Annotated in this window: 10 protein-coding genes; 3 read left to right on the forward strand and 7 right to left on the reverse strand. The window is 61.1% G+C overall.

The features are described 5' to 3' along the window. Positions 1 to 248: 248 nt before the first annotated feature. Entirely contained in the window at positions 249 to 2,141 is a 1,893-nt protein-coding gene (locus AC07N4_RS20530; RefSeq protein ID WP_273538994.1) for a methyl-accepting chemotaxis protein, read from the forward strand. 184 nt (positions 2,142 to 2,325) lie between these two features. Continuing rightward, entirely contained in the window at positions 2,326 to 2,481 is a 156-nt protein-coding gene (locus AC07N4_RS20535; protein WP_493065859.1) for a hypothetical protein, read from the forward strand. Here AC07N4_RS20535 and AC07N4_RS20540 read toward each other — a convergent pair. The 5 genes from AC07N4_RS20540 to AC07N4_RS20560 form a co-directional block, all read right to left on the reverse strand. Further along, the gene (locus AC07N4_RS20540; protein WP_493065860.1) at positions 2,470 to 3,072 is read right to left on the reverse strand and encodes a DUF924 family protein; all 603 of its coding nucleotides are present in this window, start codon (positions 3,070 to 3,072) and stop codon (positions 2,470 to 2,472) included. The two genes, AC07N4_RS20535 and AC07N4_RS20540, sit on opposite strands and share 12 nt — an antisense overlap. Positions 3,073 to 3,075: 3 nt before the next feature. Further along, a complete protein-coding gene (locus tag AC07N4_RS20545) occupies positions 3,076 to 4,086 on the reverse strand; it encodes a class 1 fructose-bisphosphatase (protein ID WP_096821975.1) in 1,011 nt (336 codons plus the stop codon). A gap of 195 nt (positions 4,087 to 4,281) precedes the next feature. After that, entirely contained in the window at positions 4,282 to 5,646 is a 1,365-nt protein-coding gene (locus AC07N4_RS20550; RefSeq protein ID WP_493065861.1) for a DUF3999 domain-containing protein, read from the reverse strand. After that, entirely contained in the window at positions 5,643 to 9,236 is a 3,594-nt protein-coding gene (locus tag AC07N4_RS20555; RefSeq protein ID WP_493065862.1) for a DUF2339 domain-containing protein, read from the reverse strand. The genes AC07N4_RS20550 and AC07N4_RS20555 overlap by 4 nt, the downstream gene beginning before the upstream one ends. 103 nt (positions 9,237 to 9,339) lie before the next feature. Further along, positions 9,340 to 11,790: a glycogen/starch/alpha-glucan phosphorylase gene (locus AC07N4_RS20560; protein WP_096821972.1), complete on the reverse strand. Its 2,451-nt coding sequence runs from the start codon at positions 11,788 to 11,790 to the stop codon at positions 9,340 to 9,342. A 258-nt stretch (positions 11,791 to 12,048) separates the two neighbouring features. Here AC07N4_RS20560 and AC07N4_RS20565 point away from each other — a divergent pair, with 258 nt between their 5' ends. Then, complete coding sequence (locus tag AC07N4_RS20565) at positions 12,049 to 12,486, forward strand: YkgJ family cysteine cluster protein (protein ID WP_025110918.1); 438 nt, start codon at positions 12,049 to 12,051, stop codon at positions 12,484 to 12,486. A 277-nt stretch (positions 12,487 to 12,763) separates the two neighbouring features. Here the strand turns inward: AC07N4_RS20565 and typA are convergent, their stop codons facing one another. Both typA and thiI read right to left on the reverse strand, forming a co-directional pair. Next, the gene (gene typA, locus AC07N4_RS20570; RefSeq protein WP_096821971.1) at positions 12,764 to 14,584 is read right to left on the reverse strand and encodes a translational GTPase TypA; all 1,821 of its coding nucleotides are present in this window, start codon (positions 14,582 to 14,584) and stop codon (positions 12,764 to 12,766) included. Between the two features lie 139 nt (positions 14,585 to 14,723). Beyond that, a complete protein-coding gene (gene thiI, locus AC07N4_RS20575) occupies positions 14,724 to 16,178 on the reverse strand; it encodes a tRNA uracil 4-sulfurtransferase ThiI (protein ID WP_096821970.1) in 1,455 nt (484 codons plus the stop codon). Positions 16,179 to 16,214: the final 36 nt, after the last annotated feature.

Consider the following 16,214-nt stretch of genomic DNA (forward strand, 5'->3'; position numbering starts at 1 on the left):
CGCCAACCAGAAGCTTAGAAGAGAAAACCCCTGTCTGGTTCCCTGGGCACATGGCTATTTGTTAGCCCGCTCGTCCGGCTTTCATCAGCAAATCAGACACTTTGTAGGGCTATTGAGCATTTCGTCGCCTTTCGCAAAAGTCGCCTAATCTTTGGCGCGCCGCGGTCGAAATAAGAGCAGCGCAAAGCCCCAGAGTGTGGCAAATTGCCGCCCCCTTCTTGACCAGCCCCTTCGCGGTAGCTCACTTAATGACCAGAAACATGAAATTCAGCCACAAGATCTTGTTGGCTGCCGCCCTCGTGGTGGCCGTTGCGTTCGCCTGTTTCATTTTGTTCAACGACTATCGACAACGCGAAGCCCTGCAAACCAGCACCGAAGCGTCAATGCAGGAACTGGGCAGCCTGACCACCAGCAACATCCAGACCTGGCTGGAAAGCCGCATTCAATTGCTGCAATCGATGTCGCAGCAGGTTGTCGCCGACGGCAATGCCCCCGCCAACCTTAAGCGCATCATCGACCTGCCCGCCTACACCGGCAATTTCCAGCTCAGCTATTTCGGCGGTGCCGACGGCGTGATGTTCTCGGTCCCGGTCGGCAACCGCGCACCGGATTACGACCCGCGCGCCCGTGGCTGGTACAAGGCCGCGAACAGCGCACAGCAGACCATCGTCACCGAACCGTACATCGCCGCCTCGTCGGGCAAACTGGTGATTACCGTTGCCACCCCGGTGCAGCGCCAGGGCCAGATGATCGGTGTGGCCGGGGCCGACATCGACTTGACCAGCATCAGCGCAATCATCAACTCGCTGAACTTCGGCGGCCATGGCCACGCGTTCATCGTCAGTGCCGACGGCAAGATCCTGATCCACCCCGACAGCAAACTGGTGCTCAAGACCCTGGCCGAGGCCTATCCCAACGGCGCACCAAAAGTCAGCCCGGGCCTGAAAGAAGTCGAGTTCAACGGCAAGACCCAACTGATCTCCTTCACCCGCGTCAACGGCGTGCCGTCGGCCGACTGGTACGTGGCGCTGGTGCTGGACAAGGACACCGCGTTCTCGATGCTCAGCGAGTTCCGCACCTCGGCGCTGATCGCCATGATCATTGCCGTGGTGATCATCATCGCCCTGCTCGGCATGCTGATCCGCGTGCTGATGCAACCGCTGCTGACCATGGGCCGCGCCATGCATGACATCGCCGAAGGCGAAGGCGACCTGACCAAACGCCTGACCATCCACGGCCACGACGAATTCGGCGCGCTGGGCTTGTCGTTCAACCGCTTCGTCGAACGTATCCATACCTCGATCCGCGAAGTGTCTTCTGCCACTGGCCAGGTCAACGAAGTTGCCCTGCGCGTGGTCGCGGCGTCCAACTCGTCGATGTACAACTCTGACCAGCAGGCCTCGCGTACCAACAGCGTGGCCGCCGCGATCAATCAACTCGGCGCCGCCGCCCAGGAAATCGCCCAGAACGCCGCCCTCGCCTCGCAACACTCCAGCGACGCGCGCAGCCTGGCCGAAGACGGCCAGCAGGTTGTGGATAAAACCATCCACGCGATGCAGCAACTGTCGGCGAAGATCAGCGATTCCTGCGGCAACATCGAAACGCTGAACAGCAACACCGTGAACATCGGGCAGATTCTGGAAGTGATCACCAGCATCTCCCAACAGACCAACCTGCTGGCCCTCAACGCCGCCATCGAAGCAGCCCGTGCCGGTGAGGCCGGTCGTGGTTTCGCCGTGGTCGCCGACGAAGTGCGCAACCTGGCGCACCGCACCCAGGATTCGGCGCAGCAAGTGCAGAAAATGATCGAAGAGCTGCAGGTCGGCGCGCGTCAGGCGGTCGGCATCATGACCGAGAGCCAGCGTGAGAGCGAAAGCAGCGTCGGCATCGCCAACCAGGCCGGCGAACGCCTGGGCAGCGTGACCCAGCGCATCGGCGAGATCGACGGCATGAACCAGTCGGTGGCGACGGCAACGGAAGAGCAGACGGCCGTGGTCGAGTCGATCAACGTCGACATCAACGAGATCAACACGCTGAACCAGGAAGGTGTGGAGAACTTGCAGGCGACGTTGCGCGCTTGTGCGGATCTTGAGCAGCAGGCGGCGCGGTTGAAGCAGTTGGTGGGTAGCTTCCGGATCTGAGGCGCGGCTACTGACCTCATCGCTGGCAAGTCGAGTCGTCGCACCGTAGCTCCCACAGGTAATGTGTGTTTACACAATTTGTGTTTCACATCAAACACTGTGGGAGCGGGCTTGCCCGCGATAGCGGTATACATGACGCAGAAGGCCGAAAATGTAATCCGCGATTCGCAAGGAGATGTGGCTAATGAACAAGAAACACGATTGCACGGATTCAGATCAAACTACTTTACTGGCAATCCTTGCATTGGGTGCCGACGAGATTGATCAAGAAAAGTACAGAGACGTTGAAGACTTGTTTCTTGAATTGGATAAAGTGGACGCGGACAAGCTAGAAACTTGACCCAGGCTGTTTGAGAAACTCCAATTCCTGCGCCGTAGACACCCGCCCCAACACCGCATTACGATGCGGAAACCGCCCAAACCGCGCAATCACCCGCTGATGCCGCTCGGCATAATCCAGGTTGTCGGCAAACACCCCGCGCTCCGCCTCCGGCTGTTCAGCCACCAATTCGATGAATCGCGAGACGGCTTCATTCTGCACCGCGAGGTTTTCGCAGTGTTCGAAGACGAGGTAGATGAAGAGTCGCTGGATCGGTTTCAACTGCCGATCAAAGTCAGCAGCAATCCCCTGAGCAACCAGTTTCTGCGCCCGCAGATCACCAGAGAAAGCCTTGGGTGTATCGCGAAAGATCATTCGCGGGAGTTGATCGAGCAGCAGCACCACCGCCAGCCAACCATCGGGACGTTGCGTCCACTCGGTCAATCCGCCAGCGAGGGCCTGATCGACAAAGACCCCGAAACGCTCACGCGCTTCGAGGTCCTGGCTGTCTTTCTTGCCGAACCACAACTTGCCCTGTTGCGCCGTCACTTCAGTGGCTGACTCGGAATGACCGAACCACCAATCGAGCAACGGCTGCCAGGGCGCGGTCATGGTTTATTCCTTGTGGTAAGCCGTGGCGCGAGCGACTTCTTCTTTCGAGCCGAGGAACACAGCTACGCGCTGGTGCAGGCCTTCAGGCTGAATGTCGAGGATGCGCTGGTGACCGTCGGTGGAAGCGCCGCCCGCCTGTTCCACCAGGAACGACATCGGGTTGGCTTCGTACATCAGGCGCAGTTTGCCCGGTTTGGACGGCTCGCGGCTGTCGCGCGGGTACATGAACAGACCGCCACGGGTCAGGATGCGATGCACGTCGGCAACCATCGCTGCGACCCAGCGCATGTTGTAGTTCTTTTTCAGCGGACCTTCTTCACCGGCCAGCAGTTCCGAAACGTAGCGCTGTACCGGGGCTTCCCAGTGACGCTGGTTGGACATGTTGATGGCGAATTCCTGGGTGCTTTCAGGAATGGTGATGTCTTCGTGGGTCAGGACGAAGCTGCCCATTTCGCGGTCCAGGGTGAAGCCTTTCACGCCGTGGCCCAGGGTCAGCACCAGCATGGTTTGCGGACCGTAGATGGCATAACCGGCGGCCACTTGCTGAGTGCCTGGCTGCAGGAAGGCCTTTTCATTCAAAGGCTCGTTCTGGCTCAGGTATTCGTTCGGGCAACGCAGTACCGAGAAGATGGTGCCGACCGGCGCGTTGATGTCGATGTTCGACGAACCGTCCAGCGGGTCGAATACCAGCAGGTAGGCGCCTTTCGGGTATTTGCCCGGGATCTGGTAGGCGTTGTCCATTTCCTCGGACGCCATGCCGGCCAGGTGACCGCCCCATTCGTTGGCTTCGAGCAGAATTTCGTTCGACAGCACGTCGAGCTTCTTCTGCACTTCACCTTGCACGTTTTCAGTGCCCATGCTGCCCAGAACGCCGCCCAGGGCGCCTTTGGACACGGCGTGGCTGATCTCCTTGCAGGCACGCGCCACCACTTCGATCAGGAAGCGCAGATCGGCAGGAGTGTTGTTGCTGCGGGTCTGCTCAATCAAATAGCGACTCAGGGTAACGCGGGACATGGACGGCTCCGGTGGAATGGGGGGCTAAAAACCCGCGCAGTTTACAGGGAGTCTGAAACCGTAGCGAGCAATGACGCCCGGTAACGTGCGTCGGGTGCAATTCCTGCTATCAGACGTGATCGAACCGAGAGAGTTCATGCACCGGATTCAGCGTAGTTGGAAACCCGACGGGTGTAGAGGCCACACCCGTCATATTCAGGACTTGGCCGGCGGCTTGCGCAGCAGACTGAAGGCCATCGCGGCCAGAAACAGCACACTGAGCAGCAACACCGCCCACAGGCCGAATTTCTTCCAGTTGGTGTCGGTTGTGGCTGCCGAGGTGGCCGTCGAAGTCTGGCTCGTCACCGCCTCACCCTGCACCGTCGCCTTGCCAAGTGTGGCCAGTTTCTCCGGTTTGAAGTCAGGGATCAGGGTCGAGAGCGGCAAGTTCGCCGTTCTCACCGTCGGATTGCCCAGCGCCAGGCTGTAGGGCCCGTCGCCGCGGGCGAGGAAGATCACCTGGGTGGCGCGCACCGCGTACTTGACGCTCGGCGCCTGCTCGCCGAGACCGCCGCCGCGTTCGTCGACCGTCAGTTTCAACTGCTGGACGGTCTGCCCGTAAAGCTGCAATTCGTTCTGCACCACGTCCTGGCCATTCTGGGTCAGGCGATAGAGCAAGCCGCTGCTCAACGGCTGCCACGGCAGACTGGTTTCGCGGCGTCCCGACAGCGTCACCGGCGCCAGGCTGTTGGGTTGCTTCAGCTCAACCTGGACCCGCTCGATATTCAGCCCCATCGGCAACTGCCAGGTGTACTCCCCGGCCTTGGTGCTGCTGCCGGCCAGCGCTGGCGACCAGACGAGCGGCAGCGGCAGGTTTTGCGGGTCACTGCTTTTCAACTGCGCCGACGTCAGGGTCGGGGCCGCATTCGGCGAATCCCACAGCAGGCGCAGATAACGCGCCGATTGTCCCGGCAACGCGACTTCATGCTGCTCGATGCGCTCATCGGAAAAGGTCAGGCGCGCGACCTGGCCTTCGCCCCAGGCTTGCCAGTGCTGCAAGTCGTCGCTGGCCTCGATGCTGAAACGCTGGAAGCCGTCGCGCTCGCTGGTCCAGTCGAGGATCAGTTGCTGCAACGGTGCCTTGATCGCACTGGCATCCAGCAGCCAGCCGCGCAGCACTTCTTCCCCCGCTTCCAGTTGGCTGGATGGCTGCACTTCCACCAGCGTGCCGGTAGTCGTGGACTGCACCCGCACACTCGGCGCGCGCTCAGTGGCATCCGCCGAGTTGTACAGCGGGAACCACTTCACCGTGTTCAACTGGCCGTCGTCGCGGGTCTGCGCTGATTCCCGGGCCAGCGCATACGCCTGGGGCTCTCCGGCGGCGTTGAACACCCGCAGGTCGCTGAGATCGGTCTGACGCGCCTGCAACTGCACGCTCAGCGGCAGTTCGAGGCGATACCACGGGCCTGCGCCACTGACCGACAACGGCACCTGTGCGGCGAAGTCCGCCGGTTTTTCCTGGGCGCCGGCCGTCATGGCCACGCCCAGCAACAGCCACCCCAGATTAAGCTTGCGACTCAAGACGACACTCCTTCGGTTTCCGGGGTCGGTTTGTCCGCCTCCGGTGCAGCTTCGACGCGTTTGGGCGGCAGCGGCGCGAAGTAGCCCACCACCAGCAGCAACACGCCGACGCCGATAAACGAGACGATCCGGGCCAGCCCGCCACGGTTGCTCAGTTCGACAAAAATCAATTTGGCCACCACCAGCGCAATCAGCGCCGCACCGATCAGCCACACTTCGCGGCGATGACGCAGATGCCCGCCGATCATCAGCCCGAGCGCCATCAGCGTCCAGACGATGGACAACCCGGCCTGCACCAGCATCGACTCAAGCAACAGGTCCAGCTCGAACGGAATCCCCGCCCAATGGTGCGCGGCGCGGGTCACCATCGCGGTGCAGAACGCGAACAGCGAAACACCGGCGATCAGTTGCGAGGCGTGAGCGGCGTAATCCTTGCGAATCGACAGCTCGGTGACCGCGCTGCGTGACCAGACATAGACGCTGAACAACGCGATCAACAGGCCCAGCTCCAATGGGTTGATCAGCGGCACGTAAGGCAGCGGTTCGGCGTTGCCGTCGCTCACTCCGTTCGCCAGCCAGAACCAGACAAGCATCAACACCGCCAGCGGCGCCGCCGCGTACAAGCGGTACTCGCGAGGGAACGCTGCCACCGGCCACGGCCAGTTGCGCGGCGCGGCCATCAGCAACAGATAGACACTCGGCAGAATCGCCCAGCCCAGCCAGCGCCAGGCGTTGTATTGCTCGGACAACAGCAGCAGGCCGTAACGCAACTCCAGCGCCAGCACGCCGATCAGCAGCCAGCAACCGAGCACATGCGCCGTGCTCAAGGCCCGCGCCGGCAACATCGGCGCCAGACGCCGCAGGCTGAAGAAATGCACCGCAAACACTGCTGCCCACGCCAGCCAGCCGAAGTTGGCCGCCGGGTGATAACGCGAGTGCCACGCAGCGAGCAACACCAGCCCGGCTGCCGGTATCAGCAAGGTGCAGAGCAAACCAAGCGAAGGCCATTTCAAACGCAATGCCAACAGCGCCCACAATGCGACGCTCAGCGCGGCGACCAGCAGCAACAGCGTTGCCTGCAAATTCAGCGGCGCAAAACGCAGCACTTCGCTGACCCACGCCAGCGCCCACCAACCGGCGCCCCACACCAGCAACACTTCGGACAGTCGCTGCAAACTCAGCACATCGAACGCGGAAGCGTGATTGCCCAGTTGCAGGCGCCACGCCCCGATCATCGCCGCCAGACCCAGCACCAGCGGCGTCCAGAACCCGCCATGAGCCAGCGGTCGCAGACCTTCGCTGGACAGCGGCCCGAGCAGCTCGGGACCGGCTAGCAAAAACGCCGCACCGCCGATCAGTTGCAACAGCAGACCGAAGACAAAACTCACGCGCTGCTTGAGGTACAGACTGAGCCAGATGATCAGCAACCCACTGGCCGCCCACACGGCACTCGCGGTTTGCCACGGCAGGACGAACAACACCGCCAGATTGATCAGCACCAACCCCGCCAACAGCACCACCGACAAACCGCGCAACAGACGAACATCGTTGCGCACCATGTCGTCGCGCGCCGCCAGCAGCATGCCGGCAATCAACGCCAGACCGATCAGCGAGGCGCTGAGCAAACCGCTCCAACCGGCGCTGAACACGGCTGCCGAGTCCTCGCCCGCCCCTTGCAGGCGCAACAGGAACAACGCACCACCCAGCAACTGCACGGCAAACGCGGTGAACAGGAATGTGCGCGATTGCAGGCGCAAGCCGATGAACAAGGTCACCAGCCCGGCCAGCGCCCAACTGATCGCCGTGCCGTGGGTGAAGAAAAACAGCGGTGCCAGCAGAAAGAGGAAGGTCAGACCAAGACTCGCCAACACCGGCAAACCTTGGCGTTCCCACGCCGACGTGTGTTCCGCCGGAGCTTTGCGCAACTGATAGAAACTGAACAGCAGCGCGATGCCGAGCATCAGCGCGCCCAGCGGTGCACCGTCGAGCAGGCTGCTTTCGCCGACACGCAACTGGCTGAGAAACGCCAGCGCCGAACCGAGTTGCAGCAGCAATGCGAAGGCCCGGGCAAACGGCCGGTGCTGACGCAGGCCGAGCCAGAAAATCCCCGCGCCCTCCACTGCCCAGGCAGCAGATGTCCAGCGCGCATCCAGCCCCAGTGGAATCGCCAGGCTGGCGAAAATCACGCCGAGCGCCAGGCAGGTCTCGCCCAGCAACAACGCCCGGCCGCCCATCAGCACCCGAGCGAGCGTCATGTAAATCATGCCCAGTGCCAACGCGCTGAACGCGGCGACGAACTCCAGATGCTGCACCAGCGCGAATTGCAGACCGAAACCCACCAGCGGCGGGCCGAACAGCATCGTGCCGTCGACGTAGTCACCCTTGCGCGCCGACCAATTCAGCAGCGCCTCGCGATCGTTCTCTGCCGGGGCGTCCGGCATGTCCAGCAACTTGCGTCGGGCGAACAGCAGGCCGATGGCCAGGTACATCAGGAAGAACAGAATCAGGAACGGCTCGGTACTCCACAGCAGTTCCGGCGCATACGAACGCAGCCCCCAGGCGAAACCGATGCCGAAGGTGCCGGCGAAACCGATCAGGTTGAGCAGGCGCCAGGCCTTGAACCAGGCGATGGCCAGGATGCCGGCGTTGAGCAGCGCGAAATAACTGAACAACGCGACATGATTACCGGCGCCGGTGGAGGTCAGGATCGGCGCGGCAAAACCGCCCAAGGCCGCAACGCAGGCCAGGGCGAGGGAGTCCTGGGTGATGGCCAGAATGGCCGAGAACACCGTCACCGCTACCAGCAATCCCAGTGCAGCGGACGGATCGAGCAGCGGGTGCAGACGCATCGCCGCAAACACCGTCAGGTACAACACCGCGATCCCGGTGCCTTGCAGCATCAAGGCATAGCTGCTGTTGCGATGGCGCAGCCACCAGCCCAGCGCCAGCAACCCCAGTGCTGCTGCCGCGACTCCGGCATAGCGCATTTCGATCGGCACCACCATGCCTTCGGTGGCGTAGCGCAGCAGGAAGGCCAGACCGAAAAACAACAGCACCACGCCGACCCGTAACACGGTGTTGCCACCGAACAGCCAGTTGCGCGCAGCGCTGATGCCGCGCTCGATAAGGTTCGGGCCACGGGGTTCAGCGGGTTGCTGCGGTTCGGGAAGGTCGGCAGTAACGGCGTCCAGACGCCAGACATCAGCCGGCAGCGGCTGACTAGCTTCGCTGGCGACGGCAGAGAGAGGTTCGAGTTCGGGCGGCAGCTCCCAGACCAGTTCGGGGGCCGGCGCTTCTTCGACGACATCGACGGGCTCGACCAAAGGCTCGGGGGCCGGCTCTACGCCTGGCACCGGCACCGCGTGAGAAGGCGATCCCTCCAGCAGATACAGACGCTGCGCGACGCCCTGCAAAGCCACCTTCGCCTGTTCAAGTTGCTGCTGTTGCTCCGCCACCTGCGAGCCGAGCCGCATGATGCGGATCGTCTGCCCGATCGCCAGGCCCAGCAACGCGCCCAATAGCGCAGAACTGAACGATTCGTCGAGCAGCCAACCGAGCAGCAGCCCGATCAACATGAACATCCATTGCATGGTCGATATCCCTGAGCAGCCCCGAAGCGGGGCCGAACCAGGGCTCAGTATATCGGCCCGGCCCAACAAGCGTGGGGGCCGGGCGCACATTTGTCGCTAAAAGTTACTCCAGTGCCTTCCAGATATCCGTGGCGTACTCGCGAATCGTCCGGTCGGAGGAGAACCAGCCCATCCGCGACGTGTTCAACACCGCCGAGCGCCACCACTTGTTGGAATCGTGCCAGAGTGCATCGACGCGCATTTGCGCCTCCCAGTAAGAGTCGAAATCGGCGCAGACCAGGAAACGGTCGTAATCCACCAGCGAATCGATCAGCCCGGTGTAGCGCGACGTGTCGTCCGGTGAAAACACCCCGCCGCGAATTGCCTGCAATACATCGTTCAAACGATGGGAGGCGGCGATGTCCGGCACCGCGCTGAACTCGTGGTTCTGCTTGCGCGCTTCGACCTGCTGGGCGCTCAGGCCGAAGATGAACATGTGTTCGGCACCGATGCGCTCGCACATTTCCACGTTGGCGCCGTCGAGGGTGCCGATGGTCAGCGCGCCGTTGAGGCCGAACTTCATGTTGCTGGTGCCCGAGGCTTCGAAACCGGCGGTGGAGATCTGCTCCGACAAGTCCGCCGCCGGAATGATGCTTTCCGCCAGGCTGACGTTGTAGTTGGGCAGGAACACCACTTTCAGCAGGCCGCGCACGGTCGGGTCGTTGTTCACCACGCGGGCGATGTCGTTGGTCAACTTGATGATCAGCTTGGCCTGGTGATAACTGGCTGCCGCTTTGCCGGCGAAGATTTTCACTCGCGGCACCCAGTCGATTTCCGGCTCGGCGCGGATCGCCTGATACAGCGCGACGGTGTGCATCAGGTTGAGCAACTGGCGTTTGTATTCGTGGATCCGCTTGACCTGCACGTCGAACATCGCCGCCGGGTTGACCGCGATCCCCAGCCGCTCGTGGATCAGATAAGCGAGGGCCTTTTTGCTGTGCAGCCGTTGTTCGGCGAAGGCTTTGCGGAAGGCGGGTTTCTCGGCGAAAGGCTCAAGATCGAGCAGACGCTGTTCGGGGTTATCCAGAACGTCCGGGCCGAGGGAATCGACCAGCATCGACGTCAGCTCCGGGTTGGCCTGGTACAGCCAGCGGCGGAAGGTGATGCCGTTGGTCTTGTTGTTGATTCGCTCCGGGTAGAGCTTGTGCAGTTCGGCAAACACGGTCTTGCGCATCAGTTGCGTGTGCAGCCCGGATACGCCATTGACACTGTGCGAGCCGAGGAACGCGAGGTTGCCCATGCGCACCCGGCGGCCGTTGTCTTCCTCGATCAGCGACACCGCGCGCAACACGTCGAAATCGTGGATGCCCTTGGCCCGTAGTGAATCGATGTGCTGGGCGTTGATCAGGTAAATGATCTGCATGTGCCGGGGCAACATTCGTTCCATCAGGCCCACCGGCCAGGTTTCAAGGGCTTCGGGCAGCAGCGTGTGGTTTGTGTACGAGAGCGTGTCGACGGTGACTTGCCACGCCGCATCCCAGGCCACGTCGTAGACGTCGACCAGTTGGCGCATCAGTTCGGCGACGGCGATCGAGGGGTGCGTGTCGTTGAGCTGGATCGCCGCGTGATCGCCCAGGGTCAGCACCGAGGTGTGCATGTTGCGATGACGGCGCAGCAGATCCTGAAGCGAGGCGGCGACGAAGAAGTATTCCTGACGCAGGCGCAATTCCTGGCCGGCCTCAGTGCTGTCCGCCGGATAAAGGACGCGGGAGATGCTTTCGGCCCGGGCCACTTCGGCGACGGCGCCCAGGTGGTCACCCGCGTTGAAGCGCTCCAGGTGCAAATCTTCCATGGCCCGGGCCCGCCACAGGCGCAAGGTGTTGACGCTCGCCCCGCGCCAGCCGACCACCGGGGTGTCGTAGGCAATCGCCCGGACGGTTTCTGCCGGGTGCCAGACCTGTTTGCTCTTGCCGCTGACATCGGTGACGGTCTCGACGCTGCCGCCAAACCCGATGGAATACACGACCTCCGGCCGTTCGAATTCCCACGGGTTGCCGAAATCCAGCCAGTGCTCGGTCTGTTCCTGCTGCCAGCCATCGACAATGGCCTGACGGAACAACCCGTGTTCGTATCGGATGCCGTAACCATGACCGGCGATGCCGAGGGTCGACATGCTTTCCATGAAGCACGCCGCCAGCCGTCCGAGGCCACCGTTGCCCAATGCTGCATCAGGCTCCAACAGGCGGATGCGCTCCAGATCCACGCCCAGTTCGGTCAATGCTTCACGGGCGACGTCGAGCAGACCGAGGTTGCTCAGGCTGTCGTACAGCAAACGACCGATGAGGAATTCCAGCGAAAGGTAATACACCCGCTTCTGACCTTTGCGGTAGATCTGCCGGGTGTGGTCCATCCAGTGCTCGACCATGTGATCGCGCGCCGCCAGGGCGATGGCTTCGAACCAGTCATGGTCAAAGGCGTGATCCGGGTCTTTGCCCACCGCGTAGGTGAGTTTGGTCAGGACGGCGTCGCGGAATGCGGCCACCTCTGCTTCGCGAACTAGTGGTTCTTGAGTCATCGATAGGACCTCGAGCGAGCGGGGAATTGTCAGAGCCTAGACGGTCTGACCGACGGTGTTGGCTCTGGTTCGGCAGTTTTTCCTGAGAGTGAGCGTTCGTCCGGCACTACCCTGGCGAATGCCTGAATGAATGCAGGGGCCGTGCCGAATTGTCAGTCCTGGTGGCGGCAGGAAGAAAAAATCTGGCGAAAGGTTGTTCAAAAATCCACCAGTCCCGGTATGATCGCGCGCCCTGATGCACATGCCTGGTAAACCCCGATGATGAAGCCCAACCTGATCGCCGCAGCCGAGATCGACCGTCTCGATACCTGGGCCAAATATTCGGCCCCGATGTGCGGATCGTGCATGTCCAGCTGCTGCACGCTGCCGGTCGAGGTCAAGATCAAGGATCTGGTGCGTATCGGTGTGGTCGACGAGTTCGAACTGGGCGACCCGCCGAAGAACATCGCCAAGCGCCTGCAAAAGGAAGGCCTGGTGGAACGCTTCAACCAGAAGTCGGGGATCTTCACCCTGCAACGCATGAGCAACAACGATTGCTACTACCTGGATCGTAAGAGCCGGCTGTGCACCATTTATGACAAGCGCCCGGACACCTGCCGCAACCACCCGAAAATCGGTCCGCGTCCGGGGTATTGCGCGTACAAGCCGAAGGAAGTGGAGCGGGTGCAGAATTTCCGGGCGATTGAGAAGTTCTAAAAGCCGACCCTCACCCCAGCCCTCTCCCGGAGGGAGAGGGAGCCGACCGTGGTGTCTTGCGTCATACATCGACCTGAAAAATCGAGTCGATTATGGATTCGGTAACGCCAGATCAGGTCGGTGTAAATCTTAAGCATCCCCCAATCGGTTCCCTCTCCCCCCGGGAGAGGGCTAGGGTGAGGGGCTCTTGATCTTCAAGGCCCATTCACATTTCCCCGGACAAACAAAAACGCCCCCGGTCTCTCGACCGGGGGCGTTTTTTTAAGCCTGGGCTAAATTACGCCTTGGCTTTCTTGGCAGCGCGGGTACGCTCGCTTTCGTCCAGGATCTTCTTGCGAAGACGGATGGACTTAGGAGTGACTTCGCACAGCTCGTCTTCCTGGATGTATTCCAGAGCCTGTTCCAGGGTGAAGCGAACAGGTGGAACCAGAGCGATGGTTTCGTCTTTACCCGAAGCACGCATGTTGTCGAGCTTCTTGCCTTTGGTTGGGTTTACACCCAGGTCGTTGTCGCGGGAGTTCTGACCAACGATCTGACCGTTGTAGATCTCCTGGCCGTGTTCTACGAACAGCTTGCCACGAGCCTGCAGGGTTTCCAGGGAGTAGGTCAGCGCCTTGCCGGTTTCAACCGAAACCAGAACGCCGTTCTGACGGCCGGACATGTGGCCCGACTTCACTGGAGCGTAACGATCGAAGATCGAGGTCAGGATGCCAGCACCGTTGGTCAGGGTCAGGAACTGGTTACGGAAACCGATCAGACCGCGAGCAGGGATGTTGTATTCCAGACGAACACGGCCCTTGCCATCCGGCACCATGTTGCTCAGGTCGCCTTTACGCAGACCCATCTCTTCCATGACCTTGCCCTGCGATTCTTCAGGGATGTCGATGGTTACGTTTTCGAACGGTTCCTGCTTCACGCCGTCAACTTCACGGATGATCACTTCAGGACGGCCCAGGGCCAGCTCGAAGCCTTCGCGACGCATGGTTTCGATCAGTACCGAGAGGTGCAGCTCACCACGGCCGGAAACCTTGAACTTGTCAGCCGAGTCGCCTTCTTCAACGCGCAGTGCAACGTTGTACAGCAGCTCTTTGTCCAGACGATCCTTGATGTTACGGGAGGTCACGAACTTGCCTTCTTTACCGCAGAATGGCGAGTCGTTTACCTGGAAGGTCATGGAAACGGTTGGCTCGTCAACGGTCAGAGGCTTCATCGCCTCGACGGTGTTGATGTCGCACAGGGTGTCGGAGATGAACAGCTCGTCGAAACCGCTGATGCAGACGATGTCGCCGGCAGCTGCTTCTTCAACGTCGATGCGGTGCAGACCGTGGTGACCCATCAGCTTCAGGATACGGCCGTTGCGGCGCTTGCCGTTGGCGTCGATAGCGACAACCGGAGTGTTCGGCTTGACGCGACCACGAGCGATACGGCCAACACCGATAACACCCAGGAAGCTGTTGTAGTCCAGAGCGGAGATCTGCATCTGGAACGGGCCGTCACGGTCAACAGCAGGAGCTGGAACGTGGTCGACTACCGCTTGGTACAGCGGGGTCATGTCTTCCGCCATGGCGGTGTGGTCCAGACCGGCGATGCCGTTCAGGGCCGAAGCGTAAACAACCTGGAAGTCCAGTTGTTCTTCGGTAGCGCCCAGGTTGTCGAACAGATCGAAGATCTGGTCCAGAACCCAGTCAGGACGCGCGCCCGGACGGTCAACCTTGTTGATGACCACGATTGGACGCAGGCCGGCTTCGAAAGCCTTCTTGGTCACGAAACGGGTTTGCGGCATAGGGCCGTCTTGAGCGTCGACCAGCAGCAGCACGGAGTCAACCATGGACATTACGCGCTCAACTTCGCCGCCGAAGTCGGCGTGGCCCGGGGTGTCCACGATGTTGATGTGGTAGCCGTTCCAGTTGATGGCGGTGTTTTTCGCCAGAATGGTAATGCCGCGCTCTTTTTCCTGGTCGTTGGAGTCCATCACGCGCTCGTCGTTGAGCTCGTTGCGCTCCAGAGTGCCGGATTGACGCAGGAGTTTGTCTACCAGGGTGGTTTTACCATGGTCAACGTGGGCAATGATGGCGATGTTGCGTAGATTTTCGATCACTTGTGTATCTCGATCAGAGGATTCGGTTTGCTGACAAGTCTTGGCAGCGATTAGCAGTAGTGTCCGGCATGGCCGTTACAGCTTGACGGCGGTGTCGGGGGGCCGGTGACGCAGGCCACAGGCAAACAGCCCCGGGCACTTAGCTCGGTCGATAAACGCGCACATTGGCATGCCCCTCACTGAGCAAATGGTGAGCATGCAGGCGACTCATCACGCCTTTGTCGCAATACAGCAGGTACTGGCGAGTCGGATCCAGCTCCTTGAAACGAGCGTTCACTGCGTAGAACGGCATCGTCTGTACTTCTATGCCCTCGAGCTCCAGCGGCTCATCCTCGGCGGCATCCGGGTGACGGATGTCGATGACGATCTGGCCGGCCAGTGCTTCGCTGACTTCTTCGATTTGCAAATCCTGGCCCAATTCGTCGATCACCCGATCGATCGGCACCAGTCTGGCGTTTGCGAGCGCACGCTCAAGCACCGCCATGTCGAATTCCTGCTCTTCGTGCTCAACGCGACCACGCTTGGCGGCGGTCTTCGGATTGACCGAAATGACCCCGCAGTACTCCGGCATGTGCCGGGCGAAATCGGCGGTGCCGATCTCGTTGGCCGTGTCGATGATGTCCTGCTTGTGGGCGACGATCAGCGGACGCAGGACCAGTTTGTCGGTCACGCAGTCGATCACCGACAGGTTCGGCAGCGTCTGGCTCGACACTTGGGAGATCGCCTCGCCGGTGACCAGCGCATCAATGTGCAGACGCTCGGCGATGGCCGAGGACGCGCGCAACATCATACGCTTCAATACGACGCCCATATGACTGTTATCGACTTTGCCGAGAATTTCGCCCAACACTTCTTCGAACGGAACACTGACAAATAGCACGCGTTGCGAGCTGCCGTACTTCTTCCAGATGAAATGCGCGACTTCCATCACGCCCAATTCGTGGGCACGACCGCCCAGATTGAAGAAGCAGAAGTGCGCCATCAGGCCGCGACGCATGATCTGGTAGGCGGCAACCGTCGAGTCAAAGCCGCCGGACATCAATACCAGCGTCTGCTCCAGCGCACCGAGCGGGTAGCCGCCGATGCCATTGTGCTGGCTGTGGATCACAAACAACCGTTTGTCGCGAACTTCGATGCGGACTTCGATTTCCGGCTGTTTCAAGTCGATTCCGGCAGCACCGCACTCACGGCGCAGCTTGCTGCCGACGTATTTTTCGACGTCCATCGAGCTGAACGCATGCTTGCCCGCACGTTTGCAGCGCACCGAGAAAATCTTCCCGGCCAGTGCATCGCCGTAGTGCTCTTTGCACTTCTCGGTGATGTCGTCGAAGTCGCCCAGCGGGTACTCGTCGATCTGCAGAAAGTGCGCGATGCCCGGCATGCAGGTCAGGCGCTCGCCCATCTCTTTCAGGGCCTTGGGGTCGGTAACGCGGGTTTCCAGCTCGAGATTGTCCCACACACCGTTCACCACCACGGCCGGGTCCAGGTCGCGGAGCACGGTGCGGATGTTCTTGGCCAGCTGGCGGATGAATTTCGTCCGGACAGGTCGGCTTTTGATGGTGATCTCGGGGAAGACTTTTACGATTAGTTTCATGAAAACAGCGCGCGCAGGGCCAGCCGAAAAAGGGGG

Source organism: Pseudomonas sp. GW821-FHT09E04 (assembly GCF_059416185.1).

Excerpts from the sequence above, each read along its gene's own strand:
- thiI (WP_096821970.1), bottom strand. The coding sequence starts at position 16,178 with ATGAAACTAATCGTAAAAGTCTTCCCCGAGATCACCATCAAAAGCCGA.
- AC07N4_RS20565 (WP_025110918.1), top strand. The coding sequence starts at position 12,049 with ATGATGAAGCCCAACCTGATCGCCGCAGCCGAGATCGACCGTCTCGAT.
- AC07N4_RS20530 (WP_273538994.1), top strand. The coding sequence starts at position 249 with ATGACCAGAAACATGAAATTCAGCCACAAGATCTTGTTGGCTGCCGCC.
- AC07N4_RS20560 (WP_096821972.1), bottom strand. The coding sequence starts at position 11,790 with ATGACTCAAGAACCACTAGTTCGCGAAGCAGAGGTGGCCGCATTCCGC.
- AC07N4_RS20540 (WP_493065860.1), bottom strand. The coding sequence starts at position 3,072 with ATGACCGCGCCCTGGCAGCCGTTGCTCGATTGGTGGTTCGGTCATTCC.
- AC07N4_RS20555 (WP_493065862.1), bottom strand. The coding sequence starts at position 9,236 with ATGCAATGGATGTTCATGTTGATCGGGCTGCTGCTCGGTTGGCTGCTC.
- AC07N4_RS20545 (WP_096821975.1), bottom strand. The coding sequence starts at position 4,086 with ATGTCCCGCGTTACCCTGAGTCGCTATTTGATTGAGCAGACCCGCAGC.
- AC07N4_RS20535 (WP_493065859.1), top strand. The coding sequence starts at position 2,326 with ATGAACAAGAAACACGATTGCACGGATTCAGATCAAACTACTTTACTG.